This window comes from Microbulbifer aggregans (assembly GCF_020524005.1).
Taxonomy (GTDB): Bacteria; Pseudomonadota; Gammaproteobacteria; order Pseudomonadales; family Cellvibrionaceae; genus Microbulbifer; species Microbulbifer aggregans_A.
Map to the genome: position 1 here is coordinate 96,756 of NZ_JAIVKK010000004.1, position 17,459 is coordinate 114,214.

Here is a 17,459-nt window from a genome sequence, read left to right on the forward strand (position 1 = left end):
AAAAGCCCCGCGGAAGCCGGCCTGTAGTGCCGGTTCGTGCGGGGCTTGTTCAGGGAAGGATAACCCTTTGGCCGGTGCTCAGACGTCGAGGTTTTCCACGGCCAGCGCATTGCTCTCGATGAATTCACGGCGCGGCTCTACCTGATCGCCCATCAGCGTGGTGAAGATCTGGTCGGCAGCAATGGCGTCCTCTACGGTTACCTGCAGCATGCGGCGGCTCTCCGGATTCATCGTGGTTTCCCAGAGCTGTTCCGGGTTCATTTCACCCAGACCTTTATAGCGCTGGATGTTGTAGCCGCGGCGACTTTCCCCCATCAACCAGGTCAGAGCTTCCGGGAAGTTATTGACCGGCTGCTGCTTCTCTCCACGTTGGATAAAGGCACCCTCTTCCAACAAACCGCTGAGTTTTTCACCCAGGCCGCAGATTGCACGATACTCTGCAGAGTCAAAAAATTCGTGGCTGATCTGGTAGTCGCTGGCAACCCCGTGGGCAACGACGTTCACATGTGGCAAATACAGATCCCGCTCACTGTCATGGGCAACGCTAACCAGGTAGCGACGGCCACCTCCAGCACTCTCCCCTTCCAGGCGCTCAGCAAGTTGCAAGCACCAGGCTTCCATCCCTGCCTGGTCTTTCAGTTGATCGGCCTGCAGGCTGGGCAGATAGACCATGCTTTGCAGAACCTCCTGCGGGTACAGGCGCGACAAACGGTCGATGGTACCCATTACCGAACGGTACTCCTTAACCAGCGATTCCAGGGCCGTTCCAGAGAGCCCAGGGGCATCCGAGTTCACAAACAGCGTCGCGCTATCCAGTGCCGCGTTAGTGAGGAATTGGGTGAGTGCGGCCTCATCTTTCAGGTACTGTTCCTGCTTGCCCTTACCGACTTTGTACAGCGGTGGCTGCGCGATAAAGATATGACCACGCTCAATCAGTTCCGGCATTTGACGGAAGAAGAACGTAAGCAGCAGTGTACGGATGTGCGCGCCGTCCACGTCGGCGTCCGTCATGATAATGATGGAGTGATAACGAAGCTTATCGGGGTTGAATTCGCTCTTGCCGATACCGCAACCCAACGCGGTGATCAGAGTGCCGACTTCAGCGCTGGACAGCATTTTGTCGAAACGTGCTTTTTCCACGTTCAGGATCTTACCTTTCAGGGGCAGGATAGCCTGCGTGCGGCGATCTCGGCCCTGTTTGGCTGAGCCACCCGCAGAGTCACCCTCCACCAGGTACAGTTCTGACAACGCCGGGTCTTTCTGCTGGCAGTCGGCCAGTTTCCCAGGTAGACCGGCGATATCCAGGGCGCCTTTACGGCGGGTCATTTCACGGGCTTTACGGGCCGCTTCACGGGCTCTTGCGGCATCGATCATCTTGCCGACAACCGCCTTGGCTTCCTGTGGGTTTTCCAGCAGGTAGTCATTGAAAGACTGGGCCATTTCCTGTTCAACAGCGGATTTCACTTCCGACGAAACCAGCTTGTCTTTGGTCTGGGAAGAGAATTTCGGGTCGGGAACCTTAACGGAAATAATCGCTGTAAGACCTTCACGCGCATCGTCACCAGTGGTGCTGATCTTGTCTTTTTTACCGACACCTTCTTTTTCGATGTAGTTATTCAGGCCACGGGTCAGCGCCGCACGGAAACCTGCCAGGTGGGTACCACCATCTCGCTGGGGAATATTGTTGGTGTAACAGAAAATGTTTTCCTGGAAGGAATCATTCCACTGCAGGGCGACCTCCACAGCAATACCGTCTTCACGCTGATTCTGGAAGTGCAGAACCTTGTTGATCGGGTTCTTGGCATTGTTCAGGAACTCAACGAAGGCTCGCAGGCCGCCTTCATACTCGTAAACTTCTTCCTTACCGCTGCGCTCATCTTTCAGCACGATGCGCACGCCTGAGTTCAGGAAGGAAAGCTCCCGCAAGCGTTTGGCCAGCTGCTCGTAGTGAAATTCGATGTTGCTGAAGGTGTCAGCGGATGGTTTGAAATGGACGGTGGTACCTGAACTGTCCGTATCCCCCACGACGGCGAGCGGAGCCTGGGGAACACCGTGATGGTATATCTGCTCGTGAACCTTACCACCGCGGCGAATGACCAGTTTCAGCTCCGCTGATAAGGCATTCACTACAGAAACGCCGACACCATGCAGGCCGCCGGAGACTTTATAGGTGTTGTCATCAAACTTACCGCCGGCATGCAGTACGGTCATAATGACCTCAGCGGCAGATACACCCTCTTCCTCATGAATTTCGGTCGGGATTCCACGGCCGTTGTCCGACACAGACACAGATTCATCTGGGTGAATAGTCACACGAATTTCGTCGCAGTGACCTGCGAGTGCCTCATCGATGGAGTTATCTACCACCTCGAACACCATATGGTGCAGGCCCGTGCCATCGTCGGTATCGCCAATATACATTCCAGGGCGCTTGCGCACTGCATCCAGGCCTTTCAGCACCTTGATGCTACTGGAATCGTAGTTATTCTCTTGCGACATGCTGTTGCTCCATCAATGCCAGCCTTCAGGGCCAGGCGATTTCAAACCTAAAAATTTTGTTCAATCGGATCTATCTGCCCATGTTCCACGTGGAACATAGTGGGTGTATTCCAAGGGGCCGCCAACTTTAACCAGGGTTCAGCTGTGGCGGCCGCGTCAATCCCCGTCACAAAAACCTGTTCAGCACACTCGCTTACCCAATGCGCAAACAGCCGCTGATTGGCTTCATCCAGTTCGGACGGAAGATCATCCACCAGGAACACCGGCCGACACCTCACACCGATAACATCAGCCATAGCCGTGCGCAGTGCACATACCAGCATCTTTTGCTGGCCTCGTGATAGCACCGCATCGGCGGATTGACCATTTACGCTAAACCTTAAATCTGCCCGGTGGGGTCCAACGCGGCTGAACCCCTGCGCGAGATCCGACTCTCTGGACTCCGCCAATGCTTCTTCGAAGGAAATCCCCTTCTTCCAGCCACTGCGATACTTAAGCTCCAATGCTCCGAATACATCCCTGGGTAACGACTCAACGCGCACGAAAAAGTGACGTTTTAAATCTTCAAATACTCGCTGCCTCAAGGTGTCTACAAGCGCGGCAGTCTGTATCAGTTGCTGTTCCCAGGGAGCGAGCAAATTGATGTCGATTTTACCACGTCGAAGCAATGCATTCCGCTGGCGAAGTGCAATTTGATAGGCTTTCCAATGCACCGCAAACAAATGTTCCACGTGGAACACAGTCCAGTCGAGCAACTGCCTCCTTACCGCGGGTCCGCCGTCCAGAGCAGCAAAGCTTTCGCTATTAATTACCTGAAGAGGAAGGAGCGCCGCCAGTTGCGAGCTCGCTTCAGCGGGATTTTGATTGATCCGAATTCGCCCCTTCCCGTCCCGTAACTTTTCAATTCCCAAACTTGCGCCCCCGGCAAGCTTTCCAAATACAGCCAGCGCGCTCTCATCATATTGAATGACCGACTGACTCTGTCGAGATCGAAACGAACGCCCGGTACCCAGCATATGGATCGCCTCAAGCACGGAAGTCTTACCGCTTCCGTTAACCCCAACAAAAAGGTTCACCCCGGCGCCAAACTCTATATCTGCGGACGCAATATTCCGAAAACGGGAGACCGCGAGGCGTCTAAGTGACAAATCAACTACTCCGGGCTGTTGGGAAAAAAAAGCAGGTTCACTACGAAAAAGCCGCGAATCCCTGAGAATTCGCGGCTTCAACAATACAAACCAAAGTACTGAGCGGCTATCTACTATTACAGCCGCATCGGCATAATCACGTAGAGCGCATCGCCATTTTCAGGCTGCTGCAACAGCGCACTGCTGTTGGAATCACCCAAACCAATACGAATCTGATCACTGTGGATCGCTGCGGTCACATCGAGTAGATACCCGACATTAAAGCCGATTTCCAGCTGCTCGCCGTGGTAGTCCACCATCAGCTCTTCTTCCGCTTCTTCCTGCTCCGGGTTGTTCGCCACAATCTGCAGCAACCCCTGGGAAAGTTGCAGGCGTACACCTCGATATTTCTCATTGGAAAGAATCGCAGCCCGCTGGAAAGCCTGGCGCAGAGACAGGCGATCCGCAAACACCTCTTTACCGGAAGCCCTAGGCAGAACACGCTCGTAATCAGGGAATTTCCCGTCTACGAGTTTGGACGTAAAAGTGTACTGCCCACTGTGTACACGAATGTGATTGTTGCCCAGGACGATATCCGCGCTATTGTCCGTATCCTCAAGCAAACGTGCGAGCTCCAGAACGCCCTTCCGGGGCACGATCGCCTGCACCGGTGCTTCCACATTCAACCCGGGCGCATCGCGATCACACAGCGCCAGACGGTGGCCATCAGTGGCTACCGCACGCAGCTGCTGCGGACGGCACTCCAACAGCAGTCCGTTCAGATAATAGCGTACGTCCTGCTGGGCCATGGCGAAGCTGGTGGCTTCAATCAAGCGGCGAATTTCGCGCTGGGAAATACTGAAGCGGCTTTGCGCGCTGGTCTCTTCCTGGTTCGGAAAATCACTGGCCGGCAAGGTAGAAAGCTGAAAGCGACTACGACCACTACGCAGCACCAGTCGATCACCATCGCGCTCAAACTTGAGGGCGGCGCCATCAGGCAGTGAGCGGCAGATATCCAGCAATTTACGGGCAGGCACGGTAACCTCCCCTTCCATTTCCACCGGCGCTTCGAGGGTCAGACGACCAACAATTTCCACCTCGAGGTCCGTACCGGTCAGAGCGAGCTCCTGCCCCTGTAGCTGCACTAGAACGTTTGCCAGCACCGGCAGGGTTTGACGCTTCTCGACAACGCCAGCCACCAATTGCAGCGGCTTTAACAGGGCATCACGGCTAACGCTAAATTTCATATTCTTGCCTTGATCCAGTCATTTTGCTGTTGTTACCGCGGCACATCACGTGCAAACCGCCATGCCGGGCATTCTTGTAATTTAAAAGATTCTTATTGTTCGTTCGCCATCACGTCGTCAGAGAGCGCGTCAGCAAACGAACATCTTCTCGGATATCACCATCCGACTCCTGCAACTCGCGAATTTTGCGACAAGCGTGCAACACGGTCGTATGGTCCCGACCACCAAATGCATCGCCAATTTCCGGCAAGCTGTGGTTGGTCAGCTCTTTGGCGAGTGACATGGCCACCTGGCGCGGACGGGCAACCGAACGACTGCGACGCTTGGAGAGCAAATCTGCGACCTTAATTTTGTAATACTCAGCAACAACACGCTGAATATTATCAATACTGACCAGCCGATCCTGTAGTGCCAGCAAGTCTTTAAGGGCTTCACGCACCAGAATATCGTCAATGGGACGCCCGGTGAACTGTGCATTAGCGATCACGCGACGCAGGGCGCCCTCAAGCTCTCGCACATTGGACCGAATGCGCTGGGCGATAAAGAATGCAGAGTCGTGCGGCAGGTCTACCCCAACCTGCTCCGCCTTCTTCATCAGAATCGCTACGCGTGTTTCCAGTTCCGGCGGCTCAACAGCCACCGTCAGGCCCCAACCAAAACGAGACTTGAGGCGCTCCTCAAGACCGTCGATCTCCTTGGGGTAACGATCGCAGGTCAGAATAATCTGCTGCCCGCCTTCCAGCAGTGCATTGAAGGTATGAAAGAACTCTTCCTGAGAGCGCTCTTTACCCGCAAAGAACTGAATATCGTCAATCAACAGCGCATCGACTGAGCGATAGTAGCGCTTGAAGTCACTGATGGCATTCAGCTGCAGGGCTTTGACCATATCCGCCACAAAGCGCTCGGAGTGCAGATACACCACTTTTGCATTGGGATTGCGCTGCACCAGCGCGTTACCGACCGCATGCATCAAGTGCGTCTTACCGAGACCGACACCGCCGTAAATGAATAGCGGGTTGTACGCGCCACCCGGGTTGTCCGCAATCTGTTGCGCCGCGGCGAGCCCCAGCTGGTTGGATTTACCCTCAACGAAAGACGCAAAAGTGAACCCATTGTTGAGTGCGCTGCCATGCTTGATCGCCCCCTCGACTTCCACTTTACGCGGCGCAGACGGCACGGGGGGAACAGGCGCAGCCGGAACCGAACGCTCAACACTGCCGTGACTGCCATGTAAATCCGCAGGCAGGCGCTCAGCCGCCGTCAGCGAATCAGCACCCGCCTCTTCTGCGACTGCATTATCCAGCAGGCCGTCGCCAGACCCGAATAGCCCAGCCGAAGGAGACGCCCCGCCAAAACGAGCAGGGGCCGGAGGTGGCGTATTGGCCGGAGTCCGCGCCATACCAAAACTGCCGCCGCCATTTTGAGGGCGCGCGGACGATGCTTCCACAGGGGAATGGGTATCGGACGAGAGATTGCGACGAAAACGAGAGGCACGGCGATCCATAGCCACCACCTCAACGTGCAGCGCATGCCCGCCGTTAAACTGCATGGCGAGTTCACGGATACGATCCAGATACTTGTCGCTCACCCAGTTCAGGATAAAACGGTTAGGCGCGACAAGACGCAGCTCGCCGGCTGCACAATCATCACTGACACGCAAAGGCCGAATCCAGGTACTGAATTGCTGCGGCGGCAGCTCGTCCTGAAAACAGGCCGAACACTGCTTCCAAACGGAATCAGACAAGGAACCCCCCAAAAACTTGAAATGAGGCGGAAAAGCACCGGCAGCCTGGCCGGAAATTGCCTCAAAAGAGGTGCGCAGTATACAGAGCACGCACGTGGTTATCCACAGTTAAATGCAGACTGGGGAAAACTTTACCGATAAAAAACCTTGCCTTTTCAGCCACTTGAACAATGTTTATGCACCCTGAGCGAGCACTGCACCCAAAGTTATCCACAGTAAGCTGGGGATATCTTGGGGTCAAACGGTGCACGTCTTCCAATACCCCAGCAAATACAAGGCCTTGCATCGCTCCAACCTCGCTAGACGCCACTCCCCCGGCTTCAACGCCTTACCGCAAGATCTCACCCCATATAAAGGAAGCAGGAGAAACAAGAGAGAAATTTCCCGATAAGCGCCGTCAAATTCCGTTGCTTTAACTGCTGCCTTTCTATACAATCCGCCGCCTTCGCAGCGCATAACCCGCCGTTCCCAGGTGTGCGCCACCTTTTGAAGACGCCACCTTGCGTCCTATAAAGGAAGGAAAAACCCGGGAAGGCCGATTGCCGCAGGCGGTATAGATACGCAAAATTCCAGGACACAACTCCAGGTAGTAACACAATGAAACGTACATTCCAGCCCAGCAACCTCAAGCGTAAGCGCACCCATGGTTTCCGTGCCCGTATGGCCACCAAAAACGGTCGTAAGGTACTTGCCCGTCGTCGCGCCAAAGGCCGTAAGGTTCTGTGTGCCTAAGTCTGCCGCCTAGCGAGCAACTTAAGACACCCGACTAAAGCATGCAGCATTCGCGCAGCGACTTCGCTTTCGGCAAGCCGCTGCGGCTGCTCACTGCTTCGCACTATCGCGTCGTGTTCGACGATGCACCTGTCCGAGCGGCACATCCGCAATTTCTGATCCTCGCCCGCCCCAATGGTCTTGACCACCCTCGCATGGGTCTGGTTATCGCCAAAAAACATGTCCGTCACGCATGTAATCGCAACCGCATAAAGCGCATCGCGCGCGAAACTTTTCGCCTGCAACAACAGCAACTGTTTCCGTTGGATGCCGTAGTCCTGGCGCGCCCCGGAGCCGGAGAGCTGGATAAAGCCGAGCTGGCTAAAGTGTTGCAAAAATTGTGGCGGAAACTTGATCAGCGGGCGCGAAACCCACAACCGCAAAACAAGCGTGCGGGACCGCGCAAGGGTTCTGACAAGCGGAACAAGCCCGGCAGCAAACGCAAGCACACATCAGACTCCGCCCCCGAAGCCAAATCATCCCCCGGGCACGGAGACCCCCAGTGAGCTGGCTGGCGATCAAGCTGATTCATTTGTACCGGCTGGTTGCCAGTCCATGGGTCGGCAACCAGTGCCGTTTCTACCCGACCTGCTCTCACTACGCCGAAACGGCATTTAATACTCACGGATTCTGGAAAGGGGGTTATTTAACCCTGCGCCGCCTTATAAAATGCCATCCTTGGCATCCCGGCGGACTGGACCATGTCCCTCCCGCCCACGAAAAAACTGACACCCGGGCGGCTGATTAATGCCCGCCCCAGCGACAAGGCTTTCAAAATAATGGATTGGCAACGCTATACGCTGGTCGGCGGCATCGCCGCTGTCCTTCTGGCTCTGGTATATCAGTGGAATGCTTTCAAAGAAGAGCATGCCCCGGCCATCGATCAGAAAACAGTGGTACACCACAATCAGAGCCAGGCTGACACGCTGCCCGGTAGTACTCCGAGCGCCTCCGGTGCAGAGCACCTCCCGGAAGGTGGCGGCAACACCGCACAGGCCAGCAGCGGCAGTGCCATCCCCGAAGTCGGCAGCACCACTCAGGCGCAGCTGATCTCGGTAGAAACCGACACCCTCAGTTTGCTGATCGACCCCAAAGGCGGCGACATCGTCAAAGTCGCACTGCGCAAATTCTATGAAGAGCTGAACACACCGGATCGTCCGTTGATCCTGCTGAATCAGACGCGCAGTCACACCTATGTCTCCCGCAGCGGTCTCGTTGGCGGCAACGGTAGCTGCACCGCAGGTCGCCCGCTGTTCAACAGCGATGCCACTGAGTACGCCCTGCAGGAGGGCAAAGACACGCTCACCGTTGACCTAAAGCAGAGCCAGAATGACATCACCTTCACCAAGCGCTTCACCTTCACCCGTGGCGACTATCTGGTAAAGGTCTCCTACCTGGTAGATAACGGTCGCAGCAAGCCTCTACTCGCCAGCATGTGCGGTGAAATTATCCGCGACAGCCTCGAGCCGCCGGTCGATGTGGGTATCGGCATGTCCCCCTTCCTGGGCGCCGCGCTGCATACCAACGAAGAAAATTATTTCAAACAGGACTTTGAGGACATCACCAGCAAGCCCACCAAGGAAACCGTCGAGGGCGGCTGGGTAGCCATGGTTCAGCACTACTTCCTGAGTGCATGGATTCCGGCGCAGGACCTGAGCAACACCTTCACCCTGGAGCCCGCCGGCAACGGCCTTTACAGCATGGGCTTTACCAGCCCGCAATTACGTATCGAACCGGGTCAACAGGGCACGGTAGAGGCCAGCTTCTATGCCGGCCCCAAAGACGTATACCGCCTGGAAGAGATTTCCCCCTACCTCGACCTGACCGTCGACTACGGTTGGTTGTGGTGGCTCGCCAAACCCATGTTCCGGGTACTGAACTGGATCCACGAGCACATCATCGGCAACTGGGGCTGGTCCATTATCCTGCTCACGGTCTTTATCAAGGCATTGCTCTACCCGCTGTCCGCAACTGGCCTGCGTTCCATGGCCCGCATGCGCAAATTCGCTCCGCAGATGAAAAAGCTGCAGGAACAGTACAAGGACAACCGCCAGAAGCTTGCTGAAGAAACCATGAAGCTCTACCGCCGGGAGAAGATCAACCCGGTAGGCGGCTGCTTGCCCATCCTGCTACAGATGCCGGTATTCATCGGTCTGTACTGGATGCTGATGGAAACCGTGGAACTGCGCCACGCTCCGTGGATCGGCTGGATTCACGACCTGTCCGTGAAAGACCCGTATTTCATTCTGCCGGTAGTGATGGGTATCACCATGTGGTTCATGCAGAAACTGAATCCCCAGCCCACCGATCCAACCCAGGCGCGTATCATGCAGCTGATGCCAGTCATGATGACGTTTTTCTTCCTGTGGTTCCCGGCCGGCCTGGTACTGTACTGGATTGCCAACAACCTGATCTCCATCGCCCAGACCTGGTTCATCAACAAACAGGTCGAAGCAGCGGGTAAATAAGCAAACGGCATCCCGCCAACAGCGGGTTTGCCTCAGGTGATACCAATGCAATAAGGGCCGCACCAAGCGGCCCTTCTTCTATCTGACTTTTGGATAAACTGAGAAGATGACCCAGCAAAGTCTCAGCAAAGACACTATCGCCGCTGTCGCCACACCGCCTGGTCGTGGCGGTATCGGCGTCATTCGCCTGTCGGGTTCCAAGGCGCGCGAGATCGGCGAGCAGCTCTGTAGCCGGCCCTTTCAGCCACGCTTTGCCCACTACTGCAACTTCACCCACAACGAGCAGTTACTCGATCAGGGCCTGGCAATTTTCTTCCCCGGTCCGAACTCATTTACCGGTGAAGACGTGGTTGAACTTCAGGGACATGGCGGCCCGGTAATCCTCGACACCCTGCTGTCTGCGCTGATCAACCTTGGCGCGCGCCAGGCGAGACCGGGGGAGTTTTCCGAGCGCGCATTTCTCAACGACAAGCTCGATCTCACCCAGGCAGAGGCCATCGCCGACCTGATTGACGCCGGTAGTACCCAGGCTGCCCAGAACGCCCTGCGCTCTCTCCAGGGTGCTTTTTCCGAAAAAATCGAAGAGTTAGCCACTCAACTCACCCATTTAAGGATCTACGTCGAAGCGTCGATCGATTTTCCGGAAGAAGAAATCGATTTTCTCGCCGATGGCAAAGTTGCAGCGGATATCCAGGCCCTATTGGCCCAGTTGGATATCGTCGAGGCCCAGGCCCGCCAGGGAACCATCATGCGCGAGGGCATGCGGGTCGCAATTGCCGGGAAACCCAATGCCGGCAAGTCCAGTCTGCTCAATGCCCTGGCCGGCAAAGACACCGCAATCGTTACCGATATTGCCGGCACAACCCGCGATGTACTGCGCGAACATATCCATATCGACGGCATGCCATTGCATATCGCCGATACCGCAGGCCTGCGGGAATCGCCGGATCAGGTTGAGCAAATTGGTATGCAAAGGGCGTGGGACGAAATCCACGGCGCAGACCGGGTCCTACTGGTCGTGGATGCCGGCGAACTGCACAGCCTCGACCCGGATGCCGCCTGGCCGGACTTCACGCGCCAGCTGCCCGATCCCGAAAAACTCACCCTGGTCGCCAACAAAATCGACCTCACCGAATACAGCCCGGGACTGCAGGCCCACAGCGACGGCGTACCGATTGTCGCCATCAGTGCCAAAACAGGCGCCGGCCTCGAAGCACTGCAGCAACATCTGAAACAGTGTATGGGCTACCAAACAGGCAATGAAGGCACTTTCAGTGCTCGCCGCCGCCATCTCGACGCGCTATCGCGCGCCCGCGCCTTCATCATCGAAGGGCAGGCCCAATTGACCAGTAGCGGAGCCGGCGAGCTCCTCGCAGAAGACCTCCGCCATGCACAACTCGCCCTGGGAGAAATTACCGGCGCGATGACCGCTGACGAACTCCTGGGCAAAATCTTCGGCAGCTTCTGCATCGGAAAGTAAGCCCCTCCCCCAGATATCCGAGCTCCCACAGGCCCTGCCTTCACCAGGCAGGGCCAAAACCCACCGCGAATCCCCCCGCCAACACACAATTTTCACCTTACGAACCGGCAAAACTTCACCAATATTCCGCCTGACCCAGCCCTGCTTTACAAAGTTGTACCGAACCATCTACATGGTCTCCCCGCCTAACTAACAGGAGTTGCCCACATAAACTCACAGAGTTATCCAGATGGACCATCAATCCACTGGGCAATCACAGTGTTTTATCCCACTAATCCACAGAGTTATTCACAAAAGTACTCTGGACCATGGGGTGATTATTCAACTGTGGAGAACTAGCGGGAAAAGTGCCGTGGATAACTGAGAGGAAAAAGGGGATAAATACCGATGGGTCAAAAAGCGGTCAAAGTTATACCGTTCATCCACAGGGCTGTACCCCGGTTACTCCCCCTATCGAGCAGGGGTTCCCACGGTGCTTATCATTAACCTAACTTATTGATTTATAAGTAAAAAATACCCTTATACATAAAAATGGGTACCACTAATAATTACTATAAATACAAACAACGTCTTATACGTAAGGTATGTATAACTTTATTTATTGATAGAAAAGAACTGAGAACAACGAAATTTCACTGTGCCGCTTTTTTGCACAGCTCAAGGTGCCTATAATGTGCGGCCGATTTTTACTGCCTCATGCAGGCATCACCCGAGCAGCCGCTGGTCCTAACAAGATAGACCACATATTCAGCAAGAGTAGCTATGGATTACCCCTCTCAATACGATGTGATTGTCATCGGCGGCGGACACGCCGGTACCGAGGCATGCCTGGCGTCTGCCCGCATGGGCGCACGCACGCTACTGCTGACCCACAACATCGAAACCCTCGGACAGATGTCCTGTAATCCTGCGATTGGCGGGATCGGCAAAAGCCACCTGGTGAAAGAAGTTGACGCCCTGGGTGGCGCTATGGCTACCGCGACCGATCTGGGCGGCATCCAGTTTCGCGTGCTGAATGCCCGCAAAGGCCCCGCCGTCCGCGCCACCCGCGCCCAGGCGGACCGGGCCCTGTACAAAGCGGCTATCCGCAATATTCTGGAAAACCAGCCGAATCTGGACATCTTCCAGCAGGCGGCCGACGACCTGATAGTCGAAAACCACCGTGTAACCGGCGTCGTCACCAATGCTGGGCTGCGCTTTCGCGCCAAAACCGTGGTAATCACCGCAGGTACCTTCCTCGGCGGGCGCATCCATATCGGGCTTGAAAACCACTCTGGCGGCCGCGCGGGAGATCCGCCGTCCATCGCACTGGCTGAGCGCCTCCGCGCACTGCCATTCCGCGTCGAGCGACTGAAAACCGGCACCCCGCCCCGTATCGATGCACGCTCAGTAGCGTTCTCAGGGCTTGAGGAGCAATGGGGCGATCAACCGTTGCCGGTGATGTCTTACCTGGGCAACCGCGAGCAGCACCCCCGTCAGGTGTGCTGCTGGATAACCCATACCAACGAAAACACCCACGACATCATTCGCGGCGGCCTTGACCGTTCGCCCATGTACTCTGGCGTGATTGAGGGCATTGGCCCACGCTATTGCCCGTCCATCGAAGACAAGGTGCATCGTTTCGCGGACAAGAACAGCCACCAGGTGTTCATCGAGCCTGAAGGCCTGACCACCAACGAGCTCTACCCCAACGGTATCTCGACCAGCCTGCCGTTCGATGTGCAGATGAACCTGGTGCGTTCGATCAAGGGCTTTGAAAACGCGCATATCACTCGTCCGGGCTACGCGATCGAGTACGATTTCTTTGATCCACGGGATTTGCTGCCTTCGCTGGAAACCAAATACATCGCTGGCCTGTTCTTTGCCGGCCAGATCAACGGTACCACCGGTTACGAAGAAGCCGCCGCACAGGGTTTGCTGGCCGGTGCAAATGCCGCGCTGCAGGCCCAGGACAAAGAATCCTGGGCACCCCGCCGCGACGAGGCCTACCTGGGCGTGCTGGTCGATGACCTGATCACCAGCGGCACCAAAGAGCCCTACCGCATGTTTACCAGTCGCGCGGAATACCGCCTGCTTCTTCGGGAGGACAACGCCGACCTGCGCTTGACCGAAAAGGGCCGTGAGCTGGGCCTGGTCGACGATCAGCGCTGGCAGGCCTTCTGTGAAAAGCGCGAGTCCATCGAGCGCGAACAGCAGCGTCTTAAAGAAACCTGGATTCAGCCGGGCACGGATGCCGCAAACATCGTCGAGCAGAAGCTGCCACAGGCACTGTCCCGCGAATACAGTCTGATAGATCTTCTGAAGCGTCCCGAGCTGGAATACGCAGACGTGGCCAGCCTCAAGGGCGAAGCGGTCGGTGACGAATGGGTGGCTGAGCAGGTGGAGATTTCCGCCAAATACGCGGGTTATATCGACCGCCAGCGCGATGAGATCGAGCGCCTGCAGGCGTATGAAGATACGCCCCTTCCCATTGATTTTGATTACGCGGCGGTTTCCGGACTTTCCAATGAGGTGATTCAGAAGCTGTCAGATGCGCGGCCGGACACCCTGGCTCGCGCTGGTCGCATACCCGGTGTGACCCCAGCAGCGGTCTCCCTGCTGCTGATTCAGCTGAAGAAGCGCGGGTTATTAACTCGCAAAAAGGCGGTTTGACTCTTGGGTACCCGCGCCTTCGCATCTGCATTCGTGCAGGTCGTTCGACTGAGTACCACTGAAATTTAAATTGAAGGCCCAGGTGCCGGGGACTGTTTGCGAGACCTTCTGCGAGAGGGGCCTCGCAGAAGAGCCCCGGGGACGGGTTTACGGCGTGTCTCGCAAACAGTCCCCGGTAGCCGGGCCGCCACTGACGCAAATTTAGGTCTCCGCCGGGGGAGCAACGAAAGCAGATCCAATGGAACACTTCCGCCCCCGCCTGCAGCAGGCCGCCGAACAACTTGAGTTGATACTGAGTGAGAAACAGCAGGACCAGCTGCTCGCGTACCTGGACCTGTTTGCGCGCTGGAATACCGCGTACAACCTGTCCGCTGTACGCGATCCTGCCGAAATGCTGGAGCGCCATATCATCGACAGCCTGAGTGTGGTCAACCTGTGTGGAACCAGTGTCGACGACCAGTCGCCACTCATCGACGTAGGCTCCGGCGGCGGGCTGCCCGGCATTCCGCTGGCTATCGTACATCCGCAGCGCCCGATCAGCCTGCTGGACAGCAACGGAAAAAAGTCCCGCTTCCAGTTTCAGGTTGCCAGCCAGCTTAAGCTCGACAATATCAACGTTGTGAATGAGCGGGTGGAGGCGTACCAGCCAGTCCAGCCCTATGCCGGCGTGGTATCGCGGGCCTTTGCCTCACTGCAGGACATGGTCACAGGGAGTGAACACCTGCTGGCAGAAGGCGGCCGGTTTTATGCGATGAAGGGCAAGCTGCCGGAAGATGAGTTGAGTGCGTTGCCAAAAGGGATTATGGTCGAGCAGGTGCATACCCTGTCGGTACCGGGTTGCGATGCTGAGCGCCATTTGATTGTCCTTACCCGCGGACATTAAACCCGGGAACGCGGGTGCCCAGGTACCTGCCAGCGCCCTGGGGCGCAAAGACATTGAACGAAATTTGATCGCAGCGCACCGGGCAGATGTTCGCGGATGCGCTTTTTGCTGCCGCGTCTTCCGGTGAATCCGGCCTAGCGGCGAGCCCGGAAGGTGGCCGGAGTGCCCGCCACCGGGAACAACAGGACCAAAACCTTGAGCAAGATCTTCGCGGTAGCCAACCAGAAAGGCGGCGTGGGTAAGACCACCACCTGTGTGAACCTTGCGGCATCCCTTGTCGCCAACAAGCGTCGGGTGCTGCTGATTGACCTGGATCCCCAGGGCAATGCGACCATGGGTAGTGGCGTCGACAAAAGCGACCTCCAGTTGTCGAGCTACGACGTGCTCGCCAGCCTGCTGCCGCCGCGCAAAGCCATCGTCAAAACCAACAGTGGCTTTGATTTGATGCCGGCGAATGGCGATCTGTCCGCTGCTGAGGTGGAGTTGCTTGAGATGGATGGCCGCGAGTCCCGCCTGCGCGACGCACTGGCGCAACTCAGCGAAGAATACGACTACATCATCATCGACTGCCCGCCATCCCTGAACATGCTGACGGTGAATGCGCTGTGTGCTGCTGGCGGCGTCATCATTCCGATGCAGTGCGAATACTACGCCCTGGAAGGTCTGTCGGCATTGGTCGACACCATCACCCAGATCCAACAGGCCGCAAATCCCGCGCTCAAGATCGAAGGCATCCTGCGAACCATGTATGACCCTCGCAACAGCCTTACCAGCGATGTCTCTGACCAGCTGAACGAATATTTTGGCGAGCGCCTCTATCGCACCTGTATTCCGCGCAACGTGCGCCTGGCTGAAGCCCCCAGCTTTGGCAAGCCGGCACTGGAATACGATCGCAATTCCAAGGGCGCTATTGCCTACCTGGCACTGGCTGGCGAGATCACCCGTCGACACGCTGCCAACCAGAAAACCTGTGCATCCCGCCCGATTGCGGAAGCGGTTTGAGTATTTGAGGTAACAACACTATGGCCGCGAAACGCAAAGGCCTCGGGAAAGGACTTTCCCACCTGATCAGCAACAACGCCAGTGAAGCCATCGCAGTCGCCTCCGGTGAGCGCAATGGCGATATCGTCGAGCGTGTCGATGGTGAGCTGCGCGATCTGCCGATCGAGTTCCTGCAACGCGGCCGTTATCAGCCCCGTCGTGATTTTCCGCAGGAGTCTTTGCAGGAACTGGCTGACTCCATTCGCGCCCAGGGCATCATGCAGCCCATCGTTGTGCGCCCGGTGGGTGAGCACAAATACGAGATCATTGCCGGCGAGCGCCGCTGGCGTGCGGCACAGCTCGCTGGTCTCGATAAAGTACCTGCGCTGATACGCGAAGTTGCGGATGAAGCCGCCATTGCCATGGCGTTGATCGAGAATATCCAGCGTGAAGACCTAAATCCCGTTGAGGAAGCGGTTGCACTGAAGCGCCTGCAGGACGAGTTCGAACTGACCCAGCAGCAGGTCGCCGAAGCAGTCGGCAAATCACGTACTGCGGTAACCAATCTCCTGCGCCTGCTCAGCCTGACTGACGAAGTGCGGACTTTCCTTGAGCGCGGAGACCTGGAACTCGGGCACGCCAAGGCCCTGCTGGGCCTTGCGGGCGACAGCCAGCGCGAAGCGGCTCGCCAGGTGGTCGATCGTGGCCTGACGGTACGCCAGACCGAAGCGCTGGTACGCCGTATACAGGAGCAGGCGGGCAAGCCCGCCGCGAAAAAACCGGAAGTTGACCCCAATATCCGTCGCCTGACCGAGCGACTGGCGGAAAAAATTGGCGTGCCGGTCAGCATTGACCATGGTGAAAAAGGCGCTGGCAAGCTGGTGCTCAAGTACACCAGTCTCGATGAACTCGACGGCATCCTTGCGCACCTGGGCTACAGCGAGGACTAGCGGTAACCCGCGCGCTGCGGTCCTGTGCCGCCCCGCCCCGAATTGATGCACCAAAATGGCGCCCCCTTCCGTGGTGAGTGGGCGCCAACTTTTTATGGTTTGTGTGGGAAAAGAGCACGAACGACAGCCCATCTGACGGGATTTGCCAGTTGAATCGGCACGCTGCTTCCTACATAATTCGCACGCCCAAATTTTGGGCGGAGATCAAAATCTGGCCGGTCAAGCCCCGCCTATGCGTAATCCCCCGGTAGTAAAGATTTCGCTGATTCAGCTGGCAGTTATTTTGCTGGCTGCGCTTACGCTCGAACTGACACAAGGTCGGGTAGTTGCGCTCTCCGCCCTGCTCGGCGGCCTGCTATGCCTGCTGCCCAATCTGTATTTTGGCCTGCGTGCCTTTGAGATGATGGGTTCGGGGCGGTTTACCCCGGATCAACGCGGAAAGCTCCGCGGCGCGCGCGCAAGCCAGCGCACGGTAATGAGTTTCTACCGTGCCGAAACCGGCAAGTTTGTGCTGACCCTCGCGGGCTTTGCGACAGTGTTCGCCGCCGTGAGACCGCTGAATGCAGCGGTGCTGTTCATCAGCTACAGCTTGTGCGTGATTTTGCAATGGATTCTTGTGGCGCGCCTGCACGCGAAGTAGTAAGTGCAGGCGGCCCG

Annotated in this window: 14 protein-coding genes; 10 read left to right on the top strand and 4 right to left on the bottom strand. The window is 56.8% G+C overall.

Annotated features, from left to right (window positions below; all coding sequences use genetic code 11):
• Window positions 1–78: 78 nt before the first annotated feature.
• The 4 genes from gyrB to dnaA form a co-directional block, all read right to left on the bottom strand.
• Complete coding sequence (gene gyrB / locus LC093_RS08035) at window positions 79–2,499, bottom strand: DNA topoisomerase (ATP-hydrolyzing) subunit B (RefSeq protein WP_226663995.1); 2,421 nt, start codon at window positions 2,497–2,499, stop codon at window positions 79–81.
• A 47-nt stretch (window positions 2,500–2,546) separates the two neighbouring features.
• Window positions 2,547–3,647, bottom strand: a complete 1,101-nt coding sequence (gene recF, locus LC093_RS08040; protein ID WP_226663997.1) for a DNA replication/repair protein RecF — start codon at window positions 3,645–3,647, stop codon at window positions 2,547–2,549.
• A gap of 116 nt (window positions 3,648–3,763) precedes the next feature.
• Window positions 3,764–4,873 (bottom strand): DNA polymerase III subunit beta, encoded by a 1,110-nt coding sequence (gene dnaN, locus LC093_RS08045; RefSeq protein ID WP_226663999.1) that lies wholly within the window; start codon window positions 4,871–4,873, stop codon window positions 3,764–3,766.
• A gap of 109 nt (window positions 4,874–4,982) precedes the next feature.
• Window positions 4,983–6,617 carry a chromosomal replication initiator protein DnaA gene (dnaA, locus tag LC093_RS08050; RefSeq protein WP_226664001.1) on the bottom strand — a complete coding sequence of 545 codons (1,635 nt, stop codon included), beginning with the start codon at window positions 6,615–6,617 and terminating at the stop codon, window positions 4,983–4,985.
• A 597-nt stretch (window positions 6,618–7,214) separates the two neighbouring features.
• Between dnaA and rpmH the strand changes: the two genes are divergently transcribed.
• From rpmH to LC093_RS08100, 10 genes are all read left to right on the top strand, one after another.
• Window positions 7,215–7,349, top strand: coding sequence for a 50S ribosomal protein L34 (gene rpmH, locus LC093_RS08055; protein ID WP_105102590.1), 135 nt, complete (start codon window positions 7,215–7,217; stop codon window positions 7,347–7,349).
• 41 nt (window positions 7,350–7,390) lie between these two features.
• Window positions 7,391–7,894 (top strand): ribonuclease P protein component, encoded by a 504-nt coding sequence (gene rnpA, locus LC093_RS08060; RefSeq protein WP_319004912.1) that lies wholly within the window; start codon window positions 7,391–7,393, stop codon window positions 7,892–7,894.
• Window positions 7,891–8,136, top strand: a complete 246-nt coding sequence (gene yidD / locus LC093_RS08065; RefSeq protein WP_226664002.1) for a membrane protein insertion efficiency factor YidD — start codon at window positions 7,891–7,893, stop codon at window positions 8,134–8,136. The genes rnpA and yidD overlap by 4 nt, the downstream gene beginning before the upstream one ends.
• Window positions 8,090–9,856, top strand: a complete 1,767-nt coding sequence (gene yidC / locus LC093_RS08070; RefSeq protein WP_319004913.1) for a membrane protein insertase YidC — start codon at window positions 8,090–8,092, stop codon at window positions 9,854–9,856. Before yidD ends, yidC begins: the two co-directional genes overlap by 47 nt.
• A 106-nt stretch (window positions 9,857–9,962) precedes the next feature.
• Window positions 9,963–11,336, top strand: coding sequence for a tRNA uridine-5-carboxymethylaminomethyl(34) synthesis GTPase MnmE (gene mnmE / locus LC093_RS08075; protein WP_226664004.1), 1,374 nt, complete (start codon window positions 9,963–9,965; stop codon window positions 11,334–11,336).
• Window positions 11,337–12,098: 762 nt separating this feature from the next.
• A complete protein-coding gene (gene mnmG, locus LC093_RS08080) occupies window positions 12,099–13,988 on the top strand; it encodes a tRNA uridine-5-carboxymethylaminomethyl(34) synthesis enzyme MnmG (protein WP_226664005.1) in 1,890 nt (629 codons plus the stop codon).
• Between the two features lie 238 nt (window positions 13,989–14,226).
• Complete coding sequence (gene rsmG, locus LC093_RS08085; RefSeq protein ID WP_226664006.1) at window positions 14,227–14,871, top strand: 16S rRNA (guanine(527)-N(7))-methyltransferase RsmG; 645 nt, start codon at window positions 14,227–14,229, stop codon at window positions 14,869–14,871.
• Between the two features lie 195 nt (window positions 14,872–15,066).
• Complete coding sequence (locus LC093_RS08090; RefSeq protein ID WP_226664007.1) at window positions 15,067–15,873, top strand: ParA family protein; 807 nt, start codon at window positions 15,067–15,069, stop codon at window positions 15,871–15,873.
• A gap of 20 nt (window positions 15,874–15,893) precedes the next feature.
• Window positions 15,894–16,802 (top strand): ParB/RepB/Spo0J family partition protein, encoded by a 909-nt coding sequence (locus LC093_RS08095; RefSeq protein ID WP_226664009.1) that lies wholly within the window; start codon window positions 15,894–15,896, stop codon window positions 16,800–16,802.
• A 142-nt stretch (window positions 16,803–16,944) separates the two neighbouring features.
• Window positions 16,945–17,442 carry an ATP synthase subunit I gene (locus LC093_RS08100; protein WP_226664011.1) on the top strand — a complete coding sequence of 166 codons (498 nt, stop codon included), beginning with the start codon at window positions 16,945–16,947 and terminating at the stop codon, window positions 17,440–17,442.
• Window positions 17,443–17,459 lie beyond the last annotated feature (17 nt).

Coding starts and splice junctions, on each gene's coding strand:
- gyrB (WP_226663995.1), bottom strand. CDS start 2,499: ATGTCGCAAGAGAATAACTACGATTCCAGTAGCATCAAGGTGCTGAAA.
- yidC (WP_319004913.1), top strand. CDS start 8,090: ATGTCCCTCCCGCCCACGAAAAAACTGACACCCGGGCGGCTGATTAAT.
- rpmH (WP_105102590.1), top strand. CDS start 7,215: ATGAAACGTACATTCCAGCCCAGCAACCTCAAGCGTAAGCGCACCCAT.
- rsmG (WP_226664006.1), top strand. CDS start 14,227: ATGGAACACTTCCGCCCCCGCCTGCAGCAGGCCGCCGAACAACTTGAG.
- rnpA (WP_319004912.1), top strand. CDS start 7,391: ATGCAGCATTCGCGCAGCGACTTCGCTTTCGGCAAGCCGCTGCGGCTG.
- mnmE (WP_226664004.1), top strand. CDS start 9,963: ATGACCCAGCAAAGTCTCAGCAAAGACACTATCGCCGCTGTCGCCACA.
- mnmG (WP_226664005.1), top strand. CDS start 12,099: ATGGATTACCCCTCTCAATACGATGTGATTGTCATCGGCGGCGGACAC.
- LC093_RS08095 (WP_226664009.1), top strand. CDS start 15,894: ATGGCCGCGAAACGCAAAGGCCTCGGGAAAGGACTTTCCCACCTGATC.
- dnaN (WP_226663999.1), bottom strand. CDS start 4,873: ATGAAATTTAGCGTTAGCCGTGATGCCCTGTTAAAGCCGCTGCAATTG.